A 20,644-nucleotide genomic window follows, 5' to 3' on the forward strand; every position below is an offset into this window, starting at 1 on the left:
GACGAGGGCGCGAGGCGCACGCTCAGGGCCGGCCCAGGTCGACGAGCTCGAGCAGCCGGTGCAGGGCCGGGTTGCGCGAGTCGCGGTCCCACAGGGCGTGCAGCTCCACCGCCTCGTGCGGGCTGCCGGCCAGCGGCAGGTAGGAGACCCCGGTGATGCCGAGCAGCCGGGCCGACTCCGGGACGAAGGCCACCCCGCGCCCCGCGGCCACGAGGGCGACCATCGTGAGCACCTGGCTGACGGTGTGCACCACGTTGCCGTGCTCGACGTCGACCAGGCGCACCACGTGGTCGTAGAAGTACCGCGCCCGGGTCGGGGAGTGCATGATCAGCGGGACGTCGCGCAGGTCCGTCGAGGTGATCGGCCCGCGCAGCCGCTCCAGCGGGTGGCCCGTGGGGACCGCGACGTAGAGGTCCTCCGCGAGCAGCAGCTGGGACTCGAAGACCTCCGTGTCGAACGGCGGGCGGGCCAGGCCGAGGTCGAGGTCGCCGGTGCGCAGCGCCTCCAGCTGCTCGCCGGTCACCAGCTCCTGCAGCTCGACGTCGACCTCCGGCAGCGCCTCGGCGATCTCGCCCAGCAGGGGGCCCAGCAGGCTGAAGCCCGAGGCGGCGGTGAAGCCGATGCGCAGCACCCCGGCCCGCCCGGCGGCGATCCGCCGGGCCAGCGTGGGGGCACGATCGGCGGTGGCCAGCAGCTTGCGGGCCTCGACGAGGAAGGCGCGCCCGGCCGCGGTGAGGGCCACCCGGCGGTTGTCCCGCTCGAGCAGTTCGACGCCCAGGGAGCGCTCGAGCTTCTGGATCTGCCGGCTCAGCGGCGGCTGGGTCATGCGCAGCCGATCGGCCGCCCGGCCGAAGTGCAGCTCCTCGGCCACGGCGACGAATCCGCGGGCCTGGTCGAGCGTGAACATGATGCCTCCCGGGTATCACTCCATGCATACAAAGGTTTGGACAGGCATCATACGGGCTCCCTAGGCTCAAGCCCCAGACCGGCTGTGACGCCGTTCACAGGTCAGGTGGAGGCCCCTCCGGCCCCGTCCCGCTCACCGAAGGAGAGATCCATGAACCTCGCCCGTCCCGTCCTGCTCGGCCTCACCGCCGCGGGCTCCGTGCTCGCCCTCACCGCGTGCGGCGGCAACGTCGGCGCCTCCGGCGGCTCCGCCGAGGACTTCCCCGCGGAGCCGATCACCCTGACCGTGGGCCAGGCGGCCGGCGGGTCCACCGACCTCATCGCCCGCGCCGTCGCCGACGCCGCCGCCGAGGACCTGGGCGTCGCCGTGCCCGTCGTGAACAAGCCCGGCGCCAACGGCGCGCTGGCCACCCAGGAGGTCGCCGGCCAGCCCGCCGACGGCCACGAGCTCGTGCTGCTCAACGCCTCCCTGATCACCATCACCCCGCTCGCGGTCGGCGAGGAGGAGGCGGTCTCCCTCGACGACCTCGAGGTGCTCAAGGGCCTCTCGCAGGACGACTACGTCATGGTGGCCAGCAAGGCCTCCGGCTTCGAGGACCTCCAGGACGTCGAGGCCGCCTCCGGGCAGTTCAGCTACGGCACGACCGGCGTGGGCACCGGCTCCCAGCTCGCCCAGACCGTGCTGTTCGAGCAGGCGGGCATCGAGGGCACCGAGGTGCCCTTCGACTCCGGCTCCCCCGCCCTGACCGCCGTCCTCGGAGACCAGGTGCAGGTCTCCACCGTCCAGCTCGGCGAGGCCAAGCCGCAGATCGACGCCGGGGAGGTCACCCCCATCGTCGTGTTCTCCGAGGAGCGCAACCGCTTCCTGCCCGACGTCCCGACAGCCGTCGAGTCCGGCTACGACGTCCCGGTCTCCCAGTACCGGGCGGTGGCCGCGCCCGAGGGGCTGCCGCAGGAGGTCAAGGACCGCCTCGTCGAGGCCTTCGACGCCGCCGTGGCCAGTGAGGAGTACCAGCAGTTCAACGAGCAGAACCTGCTGACCCCGCACGAGATCTCGGGCGAGGAGGTCGAGCAGGAGTGGACCGAGCTCGCCGAGCGCTACCGCGAGCTCGTCGAGGAGCACGACATCTCCCTCGCCGAGGAGTGAACCCCGTGACGACCACGGCCCTCGGCGACGACGCCCCGACCCCCGGGAGGACCAGGGACATGACCGACCGCACCGGAAGCGCACCCGCACCCCGCCCCGCACCCGCGGCCCACCCCGCCGCGGACGCCGTCACGGACGCCGGGGGCGACCCGGCCAAGACCCCGGCGGCCGACGCCCTGCCCGACGACGACCTCACCCCCGAGCAGCTCGCGGCCCGGTGGGAGGCCGAGGGGGCGCCGCCGGCCGGGCCGTGGGCGAACCTGGGCGCCGGCCTGGTCGTCACGGCCCTCGCCGCCGGGGCGGTGCTGCTCTCCCTGCGCATGGGCCTGGGCACGCCCCGGCAGCCCGAGCCGGGGATGTGGCCCTTCGCCGTCGCCCTGGTCGCCCTGGTGCTGGGGCTCGCGCAGCTGGTCCTGGGCCGCCGGGGCGGGGAGGGCGAGCAGTTCTCCCGCCACTCGCTGCTGAGCCTGTGGGGGCTGCTCACCCTCGTCGGACTGGTCGCGCTCATGCCGGTCGTCGGCTTCGAGCTGCCCGCCCTGCTGCTCTCGCTCGTGTGGATGAGGTTCCTCGGCGGCGAGACCTGGCGCTCGGCGGTGCTCTTCTCGCTGCTCGTCGTCGTCGTCTTCTACCTCGTGTTCATCTCCGCGCTCGGCACCTCGATCCCGCACCTGTTCTGACGGCCGTCCGCACCGACGGCCACCGACCAAAGGCTTCCGCATGGACTTCCTGCAACCGGTCCTCGACGGCTTCGGCGTCGTCCTGGCCCCGACCAACCTCCTGTACTGCCTGCTGGGCGTGGTCATCGGCATGCTCATCGGCGTGCTCCCGGGCCTGGGCCCCGCCGCGACCATCGCCATCCTGCTGCCGCTGACCTACGGCATCGAGCCCGTGACCGCCATCATCATGCTGGCCGGCATCTTCTACGGCGCCCAGTACGGCGGGACCATCACCTCGGTGCTCCTGCGCCTGCCCGGCGAGGCCAGCTCGGTCGTGACCGTCTTCGACGGCTACGTCCTGGCCAAGCAGGGCCGGGCGGGCACCGCCCTGGGCATCGCGGCCATCGGCTCCTTCGTGGGCGGCACCGTCGCCATCGTCGGGCTGACCTTCCTCGCCCCGCTCGTGGCCGGCTTCGCCCTCGACTTCGGCCCGCCGGAGTACGCGGCCCTGGCGCTGCTGGGCATCCTGCTCGTGGCCACCATCAGCAACGGCAACAAGACCAAGGCGCTCGTCGCCGCATGCTTCGGGCTGCTGCTGGCCACCGTCGGGCGGGACGTCTTCACCGGCGCCGAGCGCTTCACCTTCGGGAACCTCAGCCTCGCCGACGGCATCGACTTCGTGCCCGTGGCCATGGGCCTGTTCGGGCTCGGCGAGATCCTGCACAACCTCGAGCAGCGCCACCGGGCCGTCAAGGCCCCCGACCGCGTGGCCAACGTCTGGCCCTCCCGCGCCGACCTGCGCCAGTCCTCCGGGGCGATCGGGCGCGGCTCCGTGCTCGGGTTCTTCCTCGGCATCCTGCCCGGCGGCGGCGCCACCATCTCCTCCATGGCCTCCTACGCGATGGAGAAGAAGCGGGCCGAGCGGCCCGAGCGCTTCGGCCGGGGCGCCGTCGAGGGCGTCGCCGGCCCGGAGACCGCCAACAACGCCGCCGCCACGAGCTCCTTCATCCCGCTGCTGACCCTCGGGATCCCCGCCAACGCCACCATGGCCCTGATGTTCGGCGCGCTGCTCATCCAGGGCGTCACCCCCGGGCCCCAGCTCGTCGAGCAGGACCCCGAGCTGTTCTGGGGCGTGGTGAACTCGATGTACGTCGGCAACATCCTGCTGCTGATCATGTCGATCCCGCTCGTCGGGCTGTTCGTGCGCATCCTGCGGGTCCGGGCGGCGATCCTCGCCCCGGTGACCGTGCTCATCACGGTCCTCGGCGCCTACACGATCAACAACTCGATGTTCGACGTCACGCTCGTCGTGGTCTTCGGCGCCGTGGGCTACCTCATGAAGAAGTACGGGTTCGAGCCCGGCCCCCTCGTGCTGGCCTTCGTGCTCGGCTCCCTGCTGGAGTCCAACCTGCGCCGGTCCCTGCTCGTGTTCGAGGGCGACGTCGCCGGGTTCTTCACCCGTCCCCTCTCCGCGACCCTGCTGCTGCTGTTCGTGCTGGTCGCCGTCCTGCCCCTCGTCCAGTCCGCCCTCCGGCGCCGCACTCCGTCCGCTCCCCCCTCCGCGGGGAGCTCCGACGACGACGCCGACCACCCCCTCGTCAAGGAGAACGCATGAGCATCCTCGTCGGATACGTCCCCACCCCCGTCGGCGAGGCCGCCGCCCGGGCCGCCATCGAGGAGGCCGGCCTGCGCCGGGAGCCCCTCCTGATCGTCAACTCCGTGCGGGAGGGCGCCCTCGCCGACCGCTCGGTGGCCTCCGCGGAGGACCTGGACCGGATCACCGCCGAAGCAGAGGCCGCCGGCGTGCGCTGGACCGTGCTGCAGCCCTCCCACCGCGACGACCTCGCGGAGGAGATCCTGGACCTGGCCCGCGAGCACGAGGTCTCCCGGATCGTCATCGGCCTGCGCCGGCGCTCGCAGGTGGGCAAGTTCATCATGGGCTCCCACGCCCAGCGGATCCTGCTGCAGGCCGACCGCCCCGTCCTGGCCGTGAAGACGGACGACGGCGGGTTCTGACGCCCTCAGGCTCCCGCCTGCTCCTCCAGCCGCCACCGGGACTCGGTTAGGTGCAGGCGCATCGCGGCGGCCGCGGCCAGGGGGTCCCCGGCCCGGACCGCCGCGAGGACGGCCCGGTGCTCGGCCTCCACCCGGGCCGTCCGGTCGCCGGCCCCGCCGGCGTCCAGGCGCTGGGGCGGCATCGCGATCATGGCCGGCCCCAGCTCCCGCAGAGCGTCCACGAAGTACGGATTGCCGCTGGCCTCGGCCACGGTGCGGTGGAAGGCGAAGTCCTCGGCCAGTGCCGCCGATGGGCGCTCCTCGGCCCCGAACCGGTCGAGGGCTGCGGCCATCGCCGCCAGGTGCTGGTCCGTGCGGGCGCTCGCGGCCAGGGCCGCGGCCTCCGACTCCACCGCGATCCGGAAGGCCATCAGCTCCCGCCGCTCCTGGAGGGTGCGCACGGGCCGTCCCGTGCCCGGGGCGGCCGACGGCGGGGTCAGGGCGAAGCTGCCGCTGCCGCGGCGGGTGTGCACGAGCCCCTCGGCCTGCAGCCGGGCGATCGCCTCGCGCACGACCGTGCGGCTGACCCCGTGCTCGGCGATGAGCGTGCTCTCGCTCGGCAGCCGCTCCCCGGGCGCGATCCGGCCGTCGACGATCCGCGCCCGCAGGTCCTCCACCAGCGCGGTGGTGAGATTGCCTCGCATGGGCCCATGCTCCCACGACCGGACCGGCCCGGCGGGGAGCGGCCGGACGCGCTCCCCGCCGGTGGTGGACCCCGACCGGTCCCGCTGAGCGGCCTACCCTGGGCAGGACACCCGCCGCGCCACCGCCCAGGAGGAAGCCCGTGCTCTTCAGCCACGTCCCCGACCCGGAACCGGTCCCCGGCCCGGCCGACACCGCCGCGGGCGAGCCCGCCCTGGACGCCCGGTGGCGGGCCGCCACGACCGGGTGGCGCTCGCGCTCGGCCGACCGGGACGAGCAGCGCACCTGGGCGTGGGTGCGCCACGGCTGGGAGGCCCTGCTCGAGCCGGGGGACGGGTCCGGGCGGACCGCGGACGTGCTGCTCGTGGCGGCCCTGCTCGCCGTGCAGCAGCGCTTCCTCGACGTCGGCACGGAGGACCCCGACACCGTCGAGCTGCCCGACCCGCGCGAGGACGGCGCGCCGCTGGAGGACGCCGAGCTGCTCGCCGTCCTCGGCGAGCACTGGGAGCTGGACCCCGCCGAGGCCGAGGAGGACCCCGAGGGCTTCGCCCGGCTGGTCGGCGGCTTCCTCCAGGACCACCTGGCGGAGCGCTCGGACGAGGTCCTCGGGGCGCTCGTGGAGCGCTGGGGGGCCACGACGGTGTTCGCGCAGCTGTGGAGCCTCGGCCGCCCGGGCGAGGTCGAGGCCGACCCGGACCGCCCGGCCTTCCCGCTGTCCACCGACGAGATCGCCTGGATCGTCAGCGGGGTCCCCGCCCCCGAGAAGCACCTCGCGTGGGAGTGGGTGAACCGCTGAGCCCGGAATACGCGGCACCCCCTCCCGGTTCTGTGGACAGTTCAACAAAATCTGGAGGAGGACCCATGGAGCTCGGGCTCAACACGTTCGGCGACATCTACCCCGGCCCCGACGGCCGGATGCTCAGTGCCGCCCAGGTGATCCGCAATGTCGTGGCCGAGGCCGAGCTGGCCGACCGGGTGGGCCTGGACTTCTTCGGCATCGGCGAGCACCACCGCGAGGACTTCGCGGTCTCCAGCCCCGAGACCGTCCTGGCGGGCATCGCCACCCGCACCGAGCGGATCCGCCTGGGCTCGGCCGTGACGGTGCTCAGCTCCGACGACCCCGTGCGCGTCTACCAGCGCTTCGCCACGGTCGACGCCCTCTCCTCGGGCCGGGCCGAGGTGATCCTCGGCCGCGGCTCCTTCACCGAGTCCTTCCCGCTGTTCGGCCTGCCGCTGTCCCAGTATGAGGAGCTGTTCGAGGAGAAGCTCGCGCTGTTCGACGTGCTGCGCGCCGAGGGCCCCGTCCACTGGGAGGGCCGGCTGCGGGCCCCGATCCAGGGCCTGCGGGTCCACCCCAGGACGGAGTCGGGCTCGCTGCCGGCGTGGATCGCGGTGGGCGGCTCGCCGGAGTCCGTGGTCCGGGCCGCCCGCTACGGGCTGCCGGTGATCTTCGCGATCATCGGCGGGCGGCCCGCGGCGTTCCGGCCGTTCGCCGACTACTACCGCCGGGCCCTGGAGCACTTCGGGAAGGGCCCGCAGCCGGTGGCCTTCCACTCCCCGGGCCACGTCGCCGAGACCGACGAGCAGGCCCGCGAGGAGTTCTTCCCCGCCCAGGCTTACACGCACGGGCGGATCGGCCGCGAGCGCGGCTGGGGTCCGCTGACCCGCGCGGAGTTCGACGCCATGTGCGGGCCCGAGGGCGCCTACTTCGTGGGCTCCCCCGAGACGGTGGCCCGCAAGATCGTGGCCTCGACGACGGCGCTGGGCGCCTCCCGCTTCGACCTCAAGTACGCCGCCGGCACGCTGGAGCACGCGCGGATGACCCGCAGCATCGAGCTCTACGGCACGGAGGTCCGCCGCTACGTGGAGGACATGCTCGCCGACCTCCCGGAGGGCGCGGCCACGGCCTGACCCCCCACCTCCCCACCTCCCCACCTGCCGCGAGGGGCGGCGTTCGGCGGCTCCGCGAGGGGCATACCCGCCGGACGCCGCCCCTCGCGCGGCTGCGGGCGGGGGCGGAGGGCTGCGCACCGGGAGCCGGAGACAGGTTTTTCCCAAGCGGCGGCTCGCACACTGCCGGGTGTCAGCACCTTCTCCGGAGGAGTCAGCATGAACACCTGGACCGGTCCCCGCGAGCTGCTGCGGGACCCACCACCGACCCCACGGGCGCGGCCCGCGCAGGCGCGGCGTGCCCTCACGGCCTCCCTCGCCCTCGCGCTGGGCGTGAGCGGTCTCGGGAGCGCCACGGCCGCGACCGAGGTCACCCAGCGCAATCCCGGCGGCCTCGTCGCCGTCGGGCCCGTGAACACCGAGCACGGCTACCCGGCCTGGTACGAGGACAGCGCCCAGGTCCGCACGGAGCTGTGCCTGGACGCCGGCAACCCGCTGTGCGGGTTCCTGCCGGGCGACGTGCCGGACCCGACGCAGCCGATCTCCTTCCCGGGCAACTTCCCGTCCGAGGCCTTCTACATGCTCGCCGGGTCGGAGCTCGAGCTGCCCGGCGGAGGGAGGGCGGTGCTCGTGCTCGCCCTGGAGGCCGCCTTCGCCAACGAGAACCCGGTGCCGGGGGATCAGGTGGTCTTCGCCCGGCAGCGGGTCACCGTCCGGGGCGCCCCGCCCGACACCACGCTCACGTTCACCCACCCCTACGGCACGGTCACCGTCGACACCGACGAGGAGGGCGAGGGCAAGATCGTCGAGGACGTCTCGCCCGCGATCGGCAACTTCCAGACCCCGCTGAAGGGCGACATCGGGCCTTTCCTGCGGTGGGACAGCGGGGCGCCGGAGGGCTACCTCGGCAACCCCGACGTGGAGCACACGATCACGGGCAGCCCGCTGGGCCAGAACCACTTCTCCGTCACCGGAGGGGGCCTGGACCTCCGCACCGACCTGTTCACCGTGATGGGCAAGATCTCCACCAACACCGGGGTGCAGGCGGACCGGGCCGTGCTCGGCGACGGGTACGTCGACGTGTTCGCGACCAGCCGCGGCGACCAGCTGCAGGTCGAGGGCCAGGACGGCGTCCTCGCCACGACCCCCATGGAGAAGGAGGAGGGCGACTCCGAGCGCGCCTACGCCCGCATCGCGTACACGGGCACGGCGCCGGCGAGCGTCACGGTCACGAACCTGGGCGACGACCCGGTCAGCCGCAGCGAGGTGCCGGTCACCGACGTCTCGGTGGCGACCGCGGCGACCTACGACGGCACGGCGCTGAGCGTCGAGGCGGTCTCGTCCTCGGGCGCGGTGCCGGAGGTGGCGGGCTTCGGTGCGCTGGATCCGGTCCCGGACCGGCCGAACACCTACCGGGGTGCCTTCCCGACCGTCGCCCCGCCCGTGGAGGTCACGGTCGCCACCTCGGAGACGAGCCGGACCACCGTGCCGGTCCTGGTGACCGGCGGGGAGGCCAGCCCGGTCGGTGAGGCGCCGGTCGACCCCCAGCCCGATCCCGGTCCCGACCCGGGCGACACCACGCCCGACAACCCGGACGCCGGGGAGGCGCCGGGCGCCGTCGCCTCGATCGCGGCGCTGCCGGGATCCGTGGTCCGGGGGGTGCCGACCGAGCTCGACGGCAGCGCCTCGCCGAACGCGGTCTCCTACGAGTGGTCCCAGGTCAGCGGTCCCGCGGTGGCGTTCAGCAGCACGACCGACGCCAGGCCCCGCGTGACGGTGCCCCTGTTCACCACGGTGGGGGCCGCCTCGCCCAGCGCGCCGGACGCCGATCCGGTGCTCCAGCTGGTGGTCACCAACGCCGCCGGGGTCGCCGGCGAACCGGCACGGATCACGCTGCCCAGCGACGACGAGGTGACCGTCGCGGCGGCGTCCCGCCACCGGCCCGGCAAGGAGCTGCGGATCAGCGGGACGGCGGTCGTGCCGGGCGCCCCGACGCTGCTCAACCCGGCGACCACCGTCAACGTCTACGACACCACCTCGGGCTCCGCCGTGAAGCTCGGCACCGCCCAGGTGGACTCCCTCGGCAACTGGGAGTTCCGGGTCAAGCCCGGACCGAGCCGGCGCGTGTCGACCGTGCTGGTCCAGTCGAGCCGGGGAGGCCAGGCGGAGGGGGTGGTCGGCACCGGATGAGCAGCTGAGACACCCCCTTCCCAGCCGGCCCGCGCCCAGGATCTCCCCCCGGGGCGCGGGCCGGTCCCGTGCCCGGACCGTCGACCCCGGTCCGGGCGCGGTCGTCGTCGCGGGCCCCTCACGGCTCCCGGACCCTCGGCGTGCGACCGCGGCGGTCCGGCGCACGGCGAGGCCCCGGCGTCCGTGCCGGGGCCTCGCCGTGCGGTGCGGGCTCACGGTGCCGCCGTGATCTCCTCCGCCCCGTCGTCGTCCGCGCCGTCCCGGTCCTCGTCGTCCCGGGGGGCCTCACCGGTGTCCCCGGGACGCGGCACGACCCCGGCCAGTCGCAGGAGGTCCCCGCTGGCGAAGGAGGGCGATCCCGGCGTCCACCCGGGGGCGTGCAGGAACGAGGACCGGTCGAGGGCGAGCAGGCCCAGGATCACCTCGGCCACGATCCGGCCCCCGACGGGTCCGAGGGTCCGGCCGCCGGCGAGCTCGGCCTCCTTGAGCACGTAGAACCACAGCGGCGCCCGGCCTCCCCACCCGGCCTCCGTGAGCCCGAGCCGGGAGTTCGGCAGGGGGGCGACGCCCATCGCCGCGGCGACGTCCTGCCCCGCCGGCAGCCCGAGCCGCTTGCCGCGCAGCAGGTTGCGCCGGGCCAGGTTGAGGATGGCGCCGTCGGCGTGGGCCACCACGGTCGGCGGGAGTTCCGCCAGCGGCAGCGCGAGGCGGGTGTCGACGAGCCGGGACATGTTGCGGTCGTCGGGGGTGCTCATCCCCGGCACGTCGAAGAAGTAGTTCCAGTCGATCCGGGCGACCGACGGGATGGGACGGGAACCCCGCAGGTCGTGCCCGGGACGGCCGAAGAACGGGATGGTGACCTCGTCGTGCATCTCGTACTCGGCGCGGACCATGCTGTGGCCGAACCGGTAGGCCCCGGCGGAGTACTCGACGGGCATCATGGGGCGCGTGGGGTTGCCCGGGCGGTAGAACCGCCGGTCCACGCCCACGGCGCCCCGCCGGTCGACGCGCAGCATGTCCTCGACCACGGAGCGGCCCACGACGTGGGGCAGGAAGTCGTGGACGATCAGCCACTGGAAGTGCCAGCGGGTCAGGCGCCGGGCCTCCTCGAAGGAGGCGCCGGAGTCCACGAACCGGTTGTGCAGCTGCAGGAAGGCGAGGTGGAGCTGGCAGACGATGAGGTTCTCGTCGTTGCGGTGGTCCCCGATGACCGCCCTGCCCTCGGCGTCGCGCGGCAGGTCCGCCAGGCCGTCGGGGGTGCGCCCGAGGCGCATCCGCCGCGGGTCCTCCGGATCGTAGAGCTGCGGGTCCGCCTCCGGCCCCCGGCCGTAGACCGACCCGAGGTCGAAGAACGGGGTGTCGAAGTTGGTCAGTCCCCGCGGGTCGTGCTCCTGCTGCGACAGCGGGGTCAGGTCGAGCGTCATGTCGTGGTCGATGAACTGGCCCAGGTAGGCGAACCCGGCCGGCACGTCGGGGTTGTCGAGGCCGTCGTTGCTCAGGGACACGTCGCTCAGCGGCGGGGTCCGGTCGATCATCCGGTGCGCCAGCGCGTCGAGCAGCCCGTCGTCGGGTGTGAAGGCGGTCAGCTTCGGGAACATCAGGCCGAAGCGGCCCTCGGCCCGCCGGCCCGTGGTCACCGCGATGTCGATCCCGCGCAGCTGGGCCGACCCGTGTCCGCGCCCGCCCCCGAGCGAGGCCTGGACCCGGCCGGCCGCGGTACGGCCCGCCGCCGGAGCCCGTGCCGCGGCCGCCGGGGCGGCGGCCGCCGGCAGGGCGGCGATCCCCGCGGCCAGCCCCGTGAGCACCCGGCGGCGCGAGGGCAGCGCGGCGCGCGGCGCGGGCTCGGTCGTGCACGCTCGGTCCTGGGGTTCCATGGGAGGTCCTTCCGACGGGGCCGGCCGCACCCGGGCCGGCGGTTGTGCCCACGAAAACCCGCGGCGGTTGGAAAAGCCTTGGACCGTTGCCGGGGCCCTCAGCCCGTCGTGCCCCGGTGCAGGACGACGGCCTCGACGGCGGAGACGGGCACGCTGCCGTAGTCGCGGGAGTCCAGGGAGCGGGCCCGGTTGTCCCCCAGGACGAAGACGTGGCGCGGGGGCACCGTGACGGGCCCGAACCATTCGCCGTCGGTGCTGCGGCGGTCCACGAAGGGTTCCGCGGCGGGCCGCCCGTCGACGACCAGCACGGAGTCCTCGAGGGCGACGGTCTGGCCCTCCCGCGCCACGGCGCGCTTGACCGTGGTCCGTCCGTCGGCGGGGCTCTCGAAGACGACGAGCGTCCCGGGGACGGCCCGGTCGGGGTCTCCCGTCTTCAGGAGCAGCACCAGTGCGCCCTCCCGCAGGGTGGGCTCCATGCTGTCGGAGCCCACGACGAGCGGCTCGAGGACCCACAGCCGCAGCGCCACCACCGAGCAGGCGGCCAGCAGGCCGGCGGTGGCCGTCCGGCGGACGGCGCGGCGCGCCGTCACCGGCGGACCGGCTTTCCGCCCCCGCCCTTGCCCCTGCCCTTGGTCGGCGTCGGGGAGGGGGCCGTCGTCGGGGTCGGGGACGGTGTGGGCGTCGGGGTCGGGGACGGTGCGGGTGTCGCGGTCGGGGACGGCGTCGGGCTCGGGGACGGCGACGGGTCCGGGTAGGCGCCGGAGCCGTCGTCCCAGACCGGGGGCGCGGCCGTCATGGGGTCGCAGGGATCGGGGTCGTCCTCCGTGAGCCCGATCCTGAACTGGACCATCATGTCGTGGTCCTCGTGGGAGAGGTTGTGGCAGTGGATCATGTACCGGCCTTTGTGGGGGCCGAACTTCATGAGCAGCCGCACGGTCTCGCCCTCGCCCACGTAGACCACGTCCTTGGGGCCGCGCTCGCAGGGGAACGGCGCCCGGCCGTTGCGGCTCAGGACCTGGAAGTCGACGAGGTGGATGTGCAGGGGGTGGTACCAACCCCCGGAGTTGTTCTCGAACTCCCAGATCTCCACGGCGTCGAGGTCGACCTGGGCGGCGACCTTCCGGTAGCCGCTGGCGACCACGTCCTGCCAGGTGGCGTCGTTGATCGTCCACATCCCGTTGGTGCGGTCCAGCTCGAAGCGGCGGGTCCGCGCCGACAGGGCCGGGGTCAGGGCCATCACCTCGTTGTCGGGCACGAGCTGGGCCGGGATCCGGTTCCACGTCGGGTCGGAGGTGTCCACGGGCTCGTCGACGACGTCGAAGGCCATGATCCGGTGGGTGTGGTCGTAGTCCACGTTGTTGTCGTTGGAGAGGTTGCGCAGCTCGATGCGCTGTCCGGTGCGGTACTTCCGGAAGTCGATGAGCAGCTCGTAGCGCTCCGCGCCGGCGTGGCGGTAGCTGGTGACGAACTGGGTGCTGGGCATCAGCCCGCCGTCCGTGCCCACGATCGCGATGGGGTCCCCGGTGCTCAGCGTGGGGCGCAGCGAGCGGGAGATGCAGGCGTTGAGGAGGCGGAACCGGTAGACCCGCTTCTGCACCTTCAGCACCGGCCAGGGCCGCCCGTTGACGAGGATGACGTCGCCCCACAGCCCCGAGTGGCTGTTGTCGTCGTAGCCCAGCGAACCGTCCTCCGCGAACATGGCGTCGGAGACGGTCAGGGCCACGTCGTAGCGGCCCTGCGGGAGCAGCCGGCGCTCGAGCGGGTCGTGCAGGTGGTACTGCGCGGCCAGGCCGGAGTACGCGTTGAGCGCCGTGTGGTGGACCATGTGGTCGTGGTACCACAGCGTCCGCGCCGGCTGGGCGTTGGGGTAGTGGTAGTCCTTGTAGAAGCCCGGGCTGGTGACGTCGTTGGCATAGCCGTCGTACTGCGGCAGGGACGCGGAGCCGTGCAGGTGCGTCGAGGTGGCCAGGACGTGGCCGTCGAGCGCGTGGGTCGGCGGGAGCTGGTTGCGCACCCGCAGCACGGCCCTCGTGCCGCGGTCGACGCTGATGGTCGGCCCGGGGAAGATCCCGTCGTAGCCCAGGATCGGGGTGGTCAGCCCGGCGCGGGGCAGGATCTGTGCCCGGGCGGCCCGCTCGGTGACCACGTAGTGGTGCACGGCGGCGCCGTCGACCGGGTCGGTCGTGACGGCGCGGGGCCGGAGCACCGGGGCCGCGGCGAACGCGGTGCGGAACGGCTGGGGCATCTCGGAGTCGTCGAGCCTGCTGGCGGACTTGGCGTCCACCGAGCGGGTGGGCACCATGAGCGAACCCGCCCCCAGCACGCCCAGACCGCCCAGCAGCAGGACGGAGCGTCGCGAAACGGTCATCGGAATCCTCCTCCGTGGTGGTCGGCGCCCAGGGACAGGCGTGTGCCGTCGGCGCCGACGAGGACCACCTCCACCGCCCGGTCGGGAACCTCGAAGACGAGCTCCGTCCGCAGCACGTCCCCTTGGTCGACGGTCCGCTGCCGCGGGGCGGCCTGCAGGGCCGCGGTCCGGCGCGCGCCGAGCCGCTCGACCGCCCAGTCCTCGGCGCGGAAGGCGACCCCGGTCGGGTCGACGGCCGTGAGCTCGAGCAGCACGCGCACCCGGTGCACACCGTCGTCCGCCTGCCCGGGAGCCTGCTCGTCCTCCGGCAGGACACCGTTGACGCGGGCCAGACCCCCCGGGACCTGGGCCACGGCGCCCAGCGGTGTGCTCGGCCGGTCCTCCTGGAGCACGGCCGCCCCGCCCAGGGCGAGGCCCAGGGCCAGTGCGACGGCACCCGGCAGCATCCAGCGTCTCCGTCCGGGCCCGCCGGGGCCCGGGCCGGCGCGGCGGGCGGTGCTCGGTGCGGTCGTGGTGGTCATGCCCGCACGATGGGGCGCCGACCTTGCGAAAAGGTTGATCGCGGCTCGTGCGTTCCCGGCGCCGGCCGAGTCCGACCCCCCTGTATTGGGGGGTGGCCGCCCCCCTGGGCGGGTCTGATGCACGCGCATCGGCAGCCCCACACTGGTGTTCACTTTCGGGAAGGGGGAGTCGTGAACGGATCAGGGGGGTCGGCGCCGGGGCCGCGGCTGGCGGTGCGGGTGCTGGGGCCGATCGAGGTGCGCCGGGAGGACCGCGTCCTGCGGGCCAGGGAGCTGGGCGGGCCGAAGCAGCGCCAGATCCTCGAGGTCCTGCTGCTGGAGCTGGGCACGCCCGTCTCCAAGGACCGCCTGGTGGAGCTGCTGTGGGGCGAGCACGCGCCGGCGGCGGCGCTGCAGAACCTCGAGAGCTACGTCAGCGTGCTGCGCCGCGGCCTGCAGCCCGGGGCGAGCCGCCACGGGCCGCTGCGCACCGCCAACGGCGGCTACGTCATGGACGAGGCCTCCGTGGAGCTCGACGTGCGCTGCTTCGAGCGGCTGGTGGACGAGGCCCGCCGCTCGTCCGCGGCTCGTGCCCACCCGCTGTGGTGCCGTGCGCTCGAGCTGGCGTCGGCGCCCCTGCTGGAGGACGAGCTGGCCTGCGAGTGGGTCGAGCGCCGGCGCGAGGTGCACGCCGCCGCGGTGCTCGATGCCCGGGTCTCGGCCGCCGAGACGGCCCTGGAGCTGGGCCGGTGCGGGGAGGCGGTCCTGCGGGCGCGCGAGGTGCTCGCCGGTGAGCCGCTGGCGGAGCGCGCCTGGACGGCCCTGGTGCTCGGCCTCGAGCGCAGCGGCCGGACCGTGGAGGGCCTGCAGGTCTACGACCGCTGCCGCCGCCTGCTGGACCAGGAGCTGGGCTGCGCGCCCTCTGCCGTGCTGCGGGCCGCCCACGAGCGGATGCTCCGGGCGACCGCCGAGAGCGGCGACGACCTGGGCCGGCTGCTGTCGGCGCTGCTGGTGCTCCACGGCCAGGACGCCGAGTGGGGGCGCCTGCCCGGTCCGGCCGCCCCGGTGGCCCGGGACGAGGCGGCGACGGTGCTCCGGGCCTTCCTCGGCCGCACGTGCGGCGTCGCCGCCTAGGGGGAGCCGTGCGACGCGACGGCCGGTGGTGCCGCCGGGGCCGGTTCCGGTCCCCGGCCGAAGTGTGTACACGCAACGCCTTGTCCCGGCGCGTTTGCGATCGGCATACTGCGGCTGTCCGAAGCGGGGGATGCCGGGGGGCTGGTCCGAGATGGTCGACGGGGAAGACGAGGGGTGCGCCGCGCGCACCACGATCCTGGTCGTCGACGACCACACGACGTTCGCCGAGCTGCTCAGCGGCGCCCTGGAGCAGGAGCCGGACCTGCGGCCCGTCGGCATCGCCGGGGACGCGGAGTCGGCCGTCGCCCTGTGCCGGGCGCTGCGCCCCGACGTCGTGGTCATGGACCACCACCTCGCCGGGGGTAGCGGGGTGGCGGCCTCGGCCCGCATTCTCGCCGAGCTGCCGCGGACCCGGATCGTCATGCTGACGGGCGACCCGGCGCCGCACGTCCTGCAGGCCGCCGCGGAGGTCGGTGTGTGCGCCTTCCTGCCCAAGGACGGCTCGCTCGCCGCGCTGCTCGGGACGGTCCGCGCGGCCCGGTGCGGCACCATGGTGGTCCACCCCTCGCTGCTGTGCGCCCGTGCGGCGGACCCGGGGCCCCCGGCCGGCGTGCCCGTGCTGACCAGACGCGAGATGCAGATCCTCCGGCTGATGGCGGAGGGGCACAGCGTCGGGCAGAACGCCCGGCTGCTGAGCATCACGCCGAACACCTGCCGCGGCTACGTGAAGACGATCCTCGCGAAGCTGGACGCGCACTCCCAGCTGGAGGCGGTCGCCGCCGCCTCGCGCCTGGGCCTGCTCCCGGAGCGCCGGTGAGACGGGTGCAGGAGGTGGCGCAGCGTCCGGCGCCAGGGCTTCCCGCCGACCCGGACCCGGTCCCGCAGGGCTCGCCGGCGAGCGAGCGCTCGGAGGTCCGGGCCGCGATCCGGGCCTTCCTGCTCACCGGGCTCGCCGTGCTGCTCGTCACCGCGGTCCCCGCGACGTGGTGGCTCCGCGCGGTCGCCGAGGAGTACGCGACGGAGCACGTGCTGCGCACCACCCAGCGGCTGGCCGACCACGCCGTCGCCCCGTTGATCACGGGCGACCTGCTGGACGGCGAAGTGTCCGCGGTGGCGGAGGTGGACGCACGGCTGCGCCCCTGGTTGGAGGAGGGGTCCATCCGCCGGATCAAGATCTGGGACCGGGAGGGGACGGTCGTATACTCCGACGAGCACGAGCTCATCGGACGGCGCTTCACCCCGTCCCCGGGGGGCGCCGTCCTGACCGCCCCCGGCGAGGCCGTGGTGACGTTCGAGCGCCAGCGCGGGACGGAGAACGCGCACGAGGAGGCCGCCGGTCCGCTGGTGGAGGTCTACGCGGGCTTCACCACCGCCGCCGGGGAACCGATGGTCTTCGAGGTGTACTACGACGACGCCGTGGTGCGCACGGAGCAGCGCTCGGTGCTCCTCAGCATGAGCCCCGCGATCCTCCTGACCATGGCGGCCCTCCAGCTGGCGCAGCTCGTCCCGGCGGTGCGGCTGGCGCGGCGGATCCAGGCGCACCGGCACGCGCGCGCCCGGCTGCTCGAGCACGCCGTGCGCGCGGCCGAACTGGAGCGGGCCAGGGTGGCCCGGGACCTGCACGACGACGTGATCCAGGACCTCGCCGGTCTCTCCTACGCGCTGGAGGCCCAGGAGGCGGGCGCCGGCGCCGGCCACCGTGCCGCCCTCGGGCGGGCCTGCACGGTCCTGCAGGGCAGCCTGCGGAGCCTGCGCGGGATCACGACGGACCTCTACGCCCCCGACGTGCTGGACCTCGGCCTGCCGGAGGCGGTGGAGCGCCTGGCCGATCCCCTGGTCCGCAGCGGGGTCGAGGTCCGGGTGCGGCTCGACCCGGACGTGCCGCTGTCCTCGGACCAGCAGGCGATGTTCCTCAAGGTGGCGCGCGAGGCCCTGACCAACATCGCCAAGCACGCCCGCGCCTCGACGGTGGACCTGCGGCTCGCCCGCGCGAACGGTGCGGCCGTGCTGACGGTCGACGACGACGGGGAGGGGTTCGACGCGGCCCTCGGCCCGCCGGAGGGCCACCTCGGGCTGCGGATCATGCAGGACATCGCCGATGCCGCCGGGGCGAGCCTCGCCGTCCGCTCCCGGCCGGGGGGCGGGACGACCGTGGTGGCGGCCCTGCCCCTCCGGCCGGCGGCGGGCACCGCCCGCCCGTGAGGGCGTGCCCCCTCCGCACGCAGATCCCGCCGAGGGGCGGCGTTCGGCGGCTCCGCGCGGGGCATACCCGCCGGACGCCGCCCCTCGCGGGAGGCACGCGTGCTCGGCGGGCCGGGAGGTGGTGGAATGGCGGGGAACCGTCCGGCGGGAGGGAGCACGGTGAAGCTGCTGTCGGTCCTCGTCCTCGTGCTCCTCGGCGCGGTCACGGTCGCCATGGCCGTGCGCGGGGAGTGGGGCTTCGCCCTGATCAGCGCGCTGCTGTGCGTCCTGGTGGCGGGGCAGCTGCTGCGGGTCCGCCGTCGTCGGGGGCGCTTCCCCGGCCGGTGACGCCCGGGACGGAGACCGCGCGGGCGCGGTAGGACACCCGGGCGGGTGCGCCCCGCCGCGCGGCGAACCCGGTGGCCCGCCGGTGCACCCCCGCCGCGTGGTGCGGCGGGGACGGAGGCCGGACCGGTCCGCCGGTGGCCGCCGGGCCGGCGCCCTCCCCGCGGAAGAAGAAGTGCTTGGTCGTCTCGATCAGCACCAGGTACAGCACCGCCATGACGGCCAGGGCCGCGTAGAACCGTCCCGGCAGCGGCACGAAGCCCACCAGCCGGCCCGGTGCGGTCAGCGGCAGCACCACCCCCGCGGCCACGACGGCCAGGACCGCGGCCGTGAGCGCCGGCGAGGGGCGGCTGCGCAGGAACGGGACCCGGCGGGTGCGGATGGCCAGGACGATCAGGGACTGGGTGGCCAGGGACTCGACGAACCACCCCGTGCGGAACTCCTCCGGGCCGGCGTGCAGGACCCCGAGCAGCAGGGCGAAGGTGGCGAAGTCGAACATCGAGGAGACGGGGCCGAAGACGACCATGAAGCGGCGGATCTGCGCCAGGTCCCAGTGGGCGGGACGGCGCAGCTGCTGCTCGTCGACGCGGTCGGTGGGGATCGCCAGCTGCGAGCAGTCGTAGAGCACGTTGTTGAGCAGGATCTGCTGGGGGAGCATCGGCAGGAAGGGGAGGAAGGCGCTGGCGGCCGCGGCGGAGAACATGTTGCCGAAGTTGGAGGAGGTGCCCATCAGCACGTACTTCACGGTGTTGGCGAAGATCCGCCGCCCGCCCCGGACCCCCCGGGCCACGTCCCCCAGGTCCTTCTCGAGCAGCACCACGTCGGCGGCGTCCTTGGCCACGTCGGTGCCCGTGTCCACCGAGACCCCGACGTCGGCCTGGTGCAGGGCCAGGGCGTCGTTGACCCCGTCCCCGAGGTAGCCGACCGAGTGCCGGGCGCGCAGCAGCCGCACGATCCGGGCCTTCTGCTCGGGGGAGACCCGGGCGAAGACCAGCGTCGTGGCGGCGGCCTCCGCCAGGGCGGCGTCGTCGAGGTCCGCCACCTGCTCGCCGGTGAGCACGGGCACCTCGCCCCCGGGCCCGGTGAGCCCCAGCCCGCGGCAGACGGTGACCGCGACGACCGCGTTGTCCCCGGTGGCGACCTTCACCGCCACGCCCAGGCCGGCGAGCTCGCGCAGGGACCGCTCGGCGTCGGCCTTGGGCCGGTCCACGAAGGCCAGGTACCCCTCGAGCGCGAAGCCGGCCGGCGGCCGGGGCGCGAGCTCCGTCTCCTGCCCTGCCGGGCGCACCGCCACCGCGATCACCCGCAGCCCCCTGCGGAACAGCTCCTGCAGGGCGGCCCCGTCCCCCGGGGCCGCCTCGGCGCACACGGCCGCCACGGCCTCCGGGGCGCCCTTGAGCACCTCCGTGCGCGTCCCGTCCGGGCCGTCCACCAGCACCGAGGAGGTGCGGGAGAGGTGGTCGAAGGGACGCAGGTCCACCCGCCGGACGCCCGCGACCGGCGCCGGGTGCTCGCCGCCGGGGCCCACGGCCTGCCACAGCGCGGCGTCCAGGGCGTTCTGGCCCGCCCCGGTGCCGCCGGCCGCCGGGTCGGCCTCGCAGCACAGCAGGCCCCACCGGGCCGGGCGGCCCCCGTCCCCGGCCGGGACCTCCTCGAGGAACGCGACGGCGCCCTCCGTGAGCGTGCCGGTCTTGTCGGTGACCAGCACGTCCATGTTGCCGAGGTCCTCGATGCTCGTCAGCCGCTTGACCAGCACCTTCTCCCGGGCCAGCGCCCGGGAGCCGGCGGCCAGGGACGTGCTGACCACCGCCGGCAGCAGCTGCGGGGTGATGCCCACCGCGATCGCCAGGGAGAACAGCAGGGCGTCCACGAAGGGCCGCTGCAGCAGCAGGTTGATCACCAGGATCCCCGCCATCAGGGCCAGCCCGATCCACACCAGCAGCAGCGAGAACCGGGTCAGCCCCACCTGGAACCCCGTGCGCGGGGCGCGCTCGCCGAGCCCCTGGGCGATCCGTCCGAACCGGGCGTCGGTGCCGGTGGCGACGACCACGGCCGTCGCGTCCCCGTGGCGCACCACCGTTCCCATGAGCAAGCAGGAGGCCAGTTCCGCGAGGGGCGTTCCCGCGGGCACCGGCGCGGCCGCCTTGGCCACGGGCACGGACTCGCCGGTCAGCACCGACTCGTCCGCCTCGAGCTCCTGGGCGCCCAGCACGCGCAGGTCCGCCGGCACGATCGAGCCCAGGCCCACCCGCACGACGTCGCCGACCACCAGCTCCTTGACGTCCACCGCGCGGTCGCGCCCGCCCCGCACCACCGCCACGGTGTGGCTGACCCGCCGGTGCAGGTCCTGGGCCGTGCGCTCGGCCCGGTACTCGTTGACGAAGCCGAGGCCGGTGCTCGCGACCATGATGACCCCGATGATCAGGGCGTTGGCCCGGTCCCCCGTGGCGGCGGAGAGGGCGGCCGCCAGCACCAGCAGCACGAGCACCGGGTTGGCGAACTGACGGGCGAGCACCCGCCAGACCCCGGCCCCGTGCCCGGGCAGCTCGTTGGGGCCGTCCGCGGCCAGCCGCCGCGCGGCCTCCTCCTCGTCCCAGCCCGCGGCCGTCACGCCCAGGGCCTCGAGCACCCGGTCCGCGGGCAGGGCGGCCGCCTCCTCGAGGGACGGGGGGCGTCCCGGGGCGGAGCCGCCCCGGGGAGTCACCGGGTCCATGCGGTCAATGTAGGCTCCCGAACGGGCGGCGCCCACCCCGGGG

Annotated in this window: 18 protein-coding genes; 11 read left to right on the plus strand and 7 right to left on the minus strand. The window is 74.7% G+C overall.

Going from position 1 to position 20,644, the window contains the following annotated elements; translation table 11 throughout:
• Window positions 1-22: 22 nt before the first annotated feature.
• The gene (locus tag LQU92_RS08325; RefSeq protein WP_101851483.1) at window positions 23-907 is read right to left on the minus strand and encodes a LysR family transcriptional regulator; all 885 of its coding nucleotides are present in this window, start codon (window positions 905-907) and stop codon (window positions 23-25) included.
• 150 nt (window positions 908-1,057) lie between these two features.
• On the opposite strand from LQU92_RS08325, the gene LQU92_RS08330 reads away from it, so the two are divergent.
• The 4 genes from LQU92_RS08330 to LQU92_RS08345 are packed head-to-tail and all read left to right on the plus strand — an operon-like array spanning window position 1,058 to window position 4,725.
• On the plus strand, window positions 1,058-2,053 hold the full coding sequence (locus tag LQU92_RS08330) for a tripartite tricarboxylate transporter substrate binding protein (protein ID WP_101851484.1): 996 nt from the start codon (window positions 1,058-1,060) through the stop codon (window positions 2,051-2,053).
• Window positions 2,054-2,058: 5 nt separating this feature from the next.
• Window positions 2,059-2,730 (plus strand): tripartite tricarboxylate transporter TctB family protein, encoded by a 672-nt coding sequence (locus tag LQU92_RS08335; RefSeq protein WP_230779823.1) that lies wholly within the window; start codon window positions 2,059-2,061, stop codon window positions 2,728-2,730.
• A gap of 40 nt (window positions 2,731-2,770) precedes the next feature.
• Entirely contained in the window at window positions 2,771-4,324 is a 1,554-nt protein-coding gene (locus tag LQU92_RS08340) for a tripartite tricarboxylate transporter permease (protein ID WP_230779825.1), read from the plus strand.
• On the plus strand, window positions 4,321-4,725 hold the full coding sequence (locus LQU92_RS08345) for a universal stress protein (protein WP_101851485.1): 405 nt from the start codon (window positions 4,321-4,323) through the stop codon (window positions 4,723-4,725). Before LQU92_RS08340 ends, LQU92_RS08345 begins: the two co-directional genes overlap by 4 nt.
• Window positions 4,726-4,730: 5 nt before the next feature.
• Here the strand turns inward: LQU92_RS08345 and LQU92_RS08350 are convergent, their stop codons facing one another.
• Window positions 4,731-5,408, minus strand: coding sequence for a FadR/GntR family transcriptional regulator (locus tag LQU92_RS08350; RefSeq protein WP_101851486.1), 678 nt, complete (start codon window positions 5,406-5,408; stop codon window positions 4,731-4,733).
• Window positions 5,409-5,548: 140 nt separating this feature from the next.
• On the opposite strand from LQU92_RS08350, the gene LQU92_RS08355 reads away from it, so the two are divergent.
• The 3 genes from LQU92_RS08355 (at window position 5,549) to LQU92_RS08365 (ending at window position 9,486) form a co-directional block, all read left to right on the plus strand.
• A complete protein-coding gene (locus LQU92_RS08355) occupies window positions 5,549-6,202 on the plus strand; it encodes a hypothetical protein (RefSeq protein WP_230779827.1) in 654 nt (217 codons plus the stop codon).
• Between the two features lie 65 nt (window positions 6,203-6,267).
• Window positions 6,268-7,317 (plus strand): LLM class flavin-dependent oxidoreductase, encoded by a 1,050-nt coding sequence (locus LQU92_RS08360; protein WP_230779829.1) that lies wholly within the window; start codon window positions 6,268-6,270, stop codon window positions 7,315-7,317.
• 198 nt (window positions 7,318-7,515) lie between these two features.
• Window positions 7,516-9,486 carry a hypothetical protein gene (locus LQU92_RS08365; protein ID WP_230779832.1) on the plus strand — a complete coding sequence of 657 codons (1,971 nt, stop codon included), beginning with the start codon at window positions 7,516-7,518 and terminating at the stop codon, window positions 9,484-9,486.
• 212 nt (window positions 9,487-9,698) lie between these two features.
• Here the strand turns inward: LQU92_RS08365 and LQU92_RS08370 are convergent, their stop codons facing one another.
• The 4 genes from LQU92_RS08370 to LQU92_RS08390 all read right to left on the minus strand — a co-directional run bounded on the left by LQU92_RS08370 (window position 9,699) and on the right by LQU92_RS08390 (window position 14,249).
• On the minus strand, window positions 9,699-11,360 hold the full coding sequence (locus tag LQU92_RS08370) for a heme peroxidase family protein (protein ID WP_230779835.1): 1,662 nt from the start codon (window positions 11,358-11,360) through the stop codon (window positions 9,699-9,701).
• A 98-nt stretch (window positions 11,361-11,458) separates the two neighbouring features.
• Window positions 11,459-11,950 carry a signal peptidase I gene (gene lepB / locus LQU92_RS15135; protein ID WP_230780375.1) on the minus strand — a complete coding sequence of 164 codons (492 nt, stop codon included), beginning with the start codon at window positions 11,948-11,950 and terminating at the stop codon, window positions 11,459-11,461.
• Window positions 11,947-13,728 carry a multicopper oxidase family protein gene (locus LQU92_RS15140; RefSeq protein ID WP_305067872.1) on the minus strand — a complete coding sequence of 594 codons (1,782 nt, stop codon included), beginning with the start codon at window positions 13,726-13,728 and terminating at the stop codon, window positions 11,947-11,949. Before LQU92_RS15140 ends, lepB begins: the two co-directional genes overlap by 4 nt.
• Window positions 13,725-14,249: a hypothetical protein gene (locus LQU92_RS08390; protein WP_230779838.1), complete on the minus strand. Its 525-nt coding sequence runs from the start codon at window positions 14,247-14,249 to the stop codon at window positions 13,725-13,727. Before LQU92_RS08390 ends, LQU92_RS15140 begins: the two co-directional genes overlap by 4 nt.
• A 171-nt stretch (window positions 14,250-14,420) precedes the next feature.
• Between LQU92_RS08390 and LQU92_RS08395 the strand changes: the two genes are divergently transcribed.
• The 4 genes from LQU92_RS08395 (at window position 14,421) to LQU92_RS08410 (ending at window position 17,891) form a co-directional block, all read left to right on the plus strand.
• Window positions 14,421-15,362 carry a BTAD domain-containing putative transcriptional regulator gene (locus LQU92_RS08395; RefSeq protein WP_230779841.1) on the plus strand — a complete coding sequence of 314 codons (942 nt, stop codon included), beginning with the start codon at window positions 14,421-14,423 and terminating at the stop codon, window positions 15,360-15,362.
• 151 nt (window positions 15,363-15,513) lie between these two features.
• The gene (locus LQU92_RS08400; RefSeq protein ID WP_180814621.1) at window positions 15,514-16,179 is read left to right on the plus strand and encodes a response regulator transcription factor; all 666 of its coding nucleotides are present in this window, start codon (window positions 15,514-15,516) and stop codon (window positions 16,177-16,179) included.
• Window positions 16,180-16,193: 14 nt separating this feature from the next.
• Complete coding sequence (locus LQU92_RS15305; RefSeq protein WP_230779844.1) at window positions 16,194-17,564, plus strand: sensor histidine kinase; 1,371 nt, start codon at window positions 16,194-16,196, stop codon at window positions 17,562-17,564.
• A gap of 159 nt (window positions 17,565-17,723) precedes the next feature.
• The gene (locus tag LQU92_RS08410) at window positions 17,724-17,891 is read left to right on the plus strand and encodes a hypothetical protein (protein WP_180814622.1); all 168 of its coding nucleotides are present in this window, start codon (window positions 17,724-17,726) and stop codon (window positions 17,889-17,891) included.
• On the opposite strand, the gene mgtA is transcribed toward LQU92_RS08410, so the two are convergent.
• Complete coding sequence (mgtA, locus tag LQU92_RS08415) at window positions 17,812-20,601, minus strand: magnesium-translocating P-type ATPase (RefSeq protein WP_230779847.1); 2,790 nt, start codon at window positions 20,599-20,601, stop codon at window positions 17,812-17,814. The two genes, LQU92_RS08410 and mgtA, sit on opposite strands and share 80 nt — an antisense overlap.
• Window positions 20,602-20,644 lie beyond the last annotated feature (43 nt).

Origin of the sequence: Kocuria sp. LUK (assembly GCF_021012935.1) — a bacterium.
GTDB classification, from domain to species: domain Bacteria; phylum Actinomycetota; class Actinomycetes; order Actinomycetales; family Micrococcaceae; genus Kocuria; species Kocuria flava.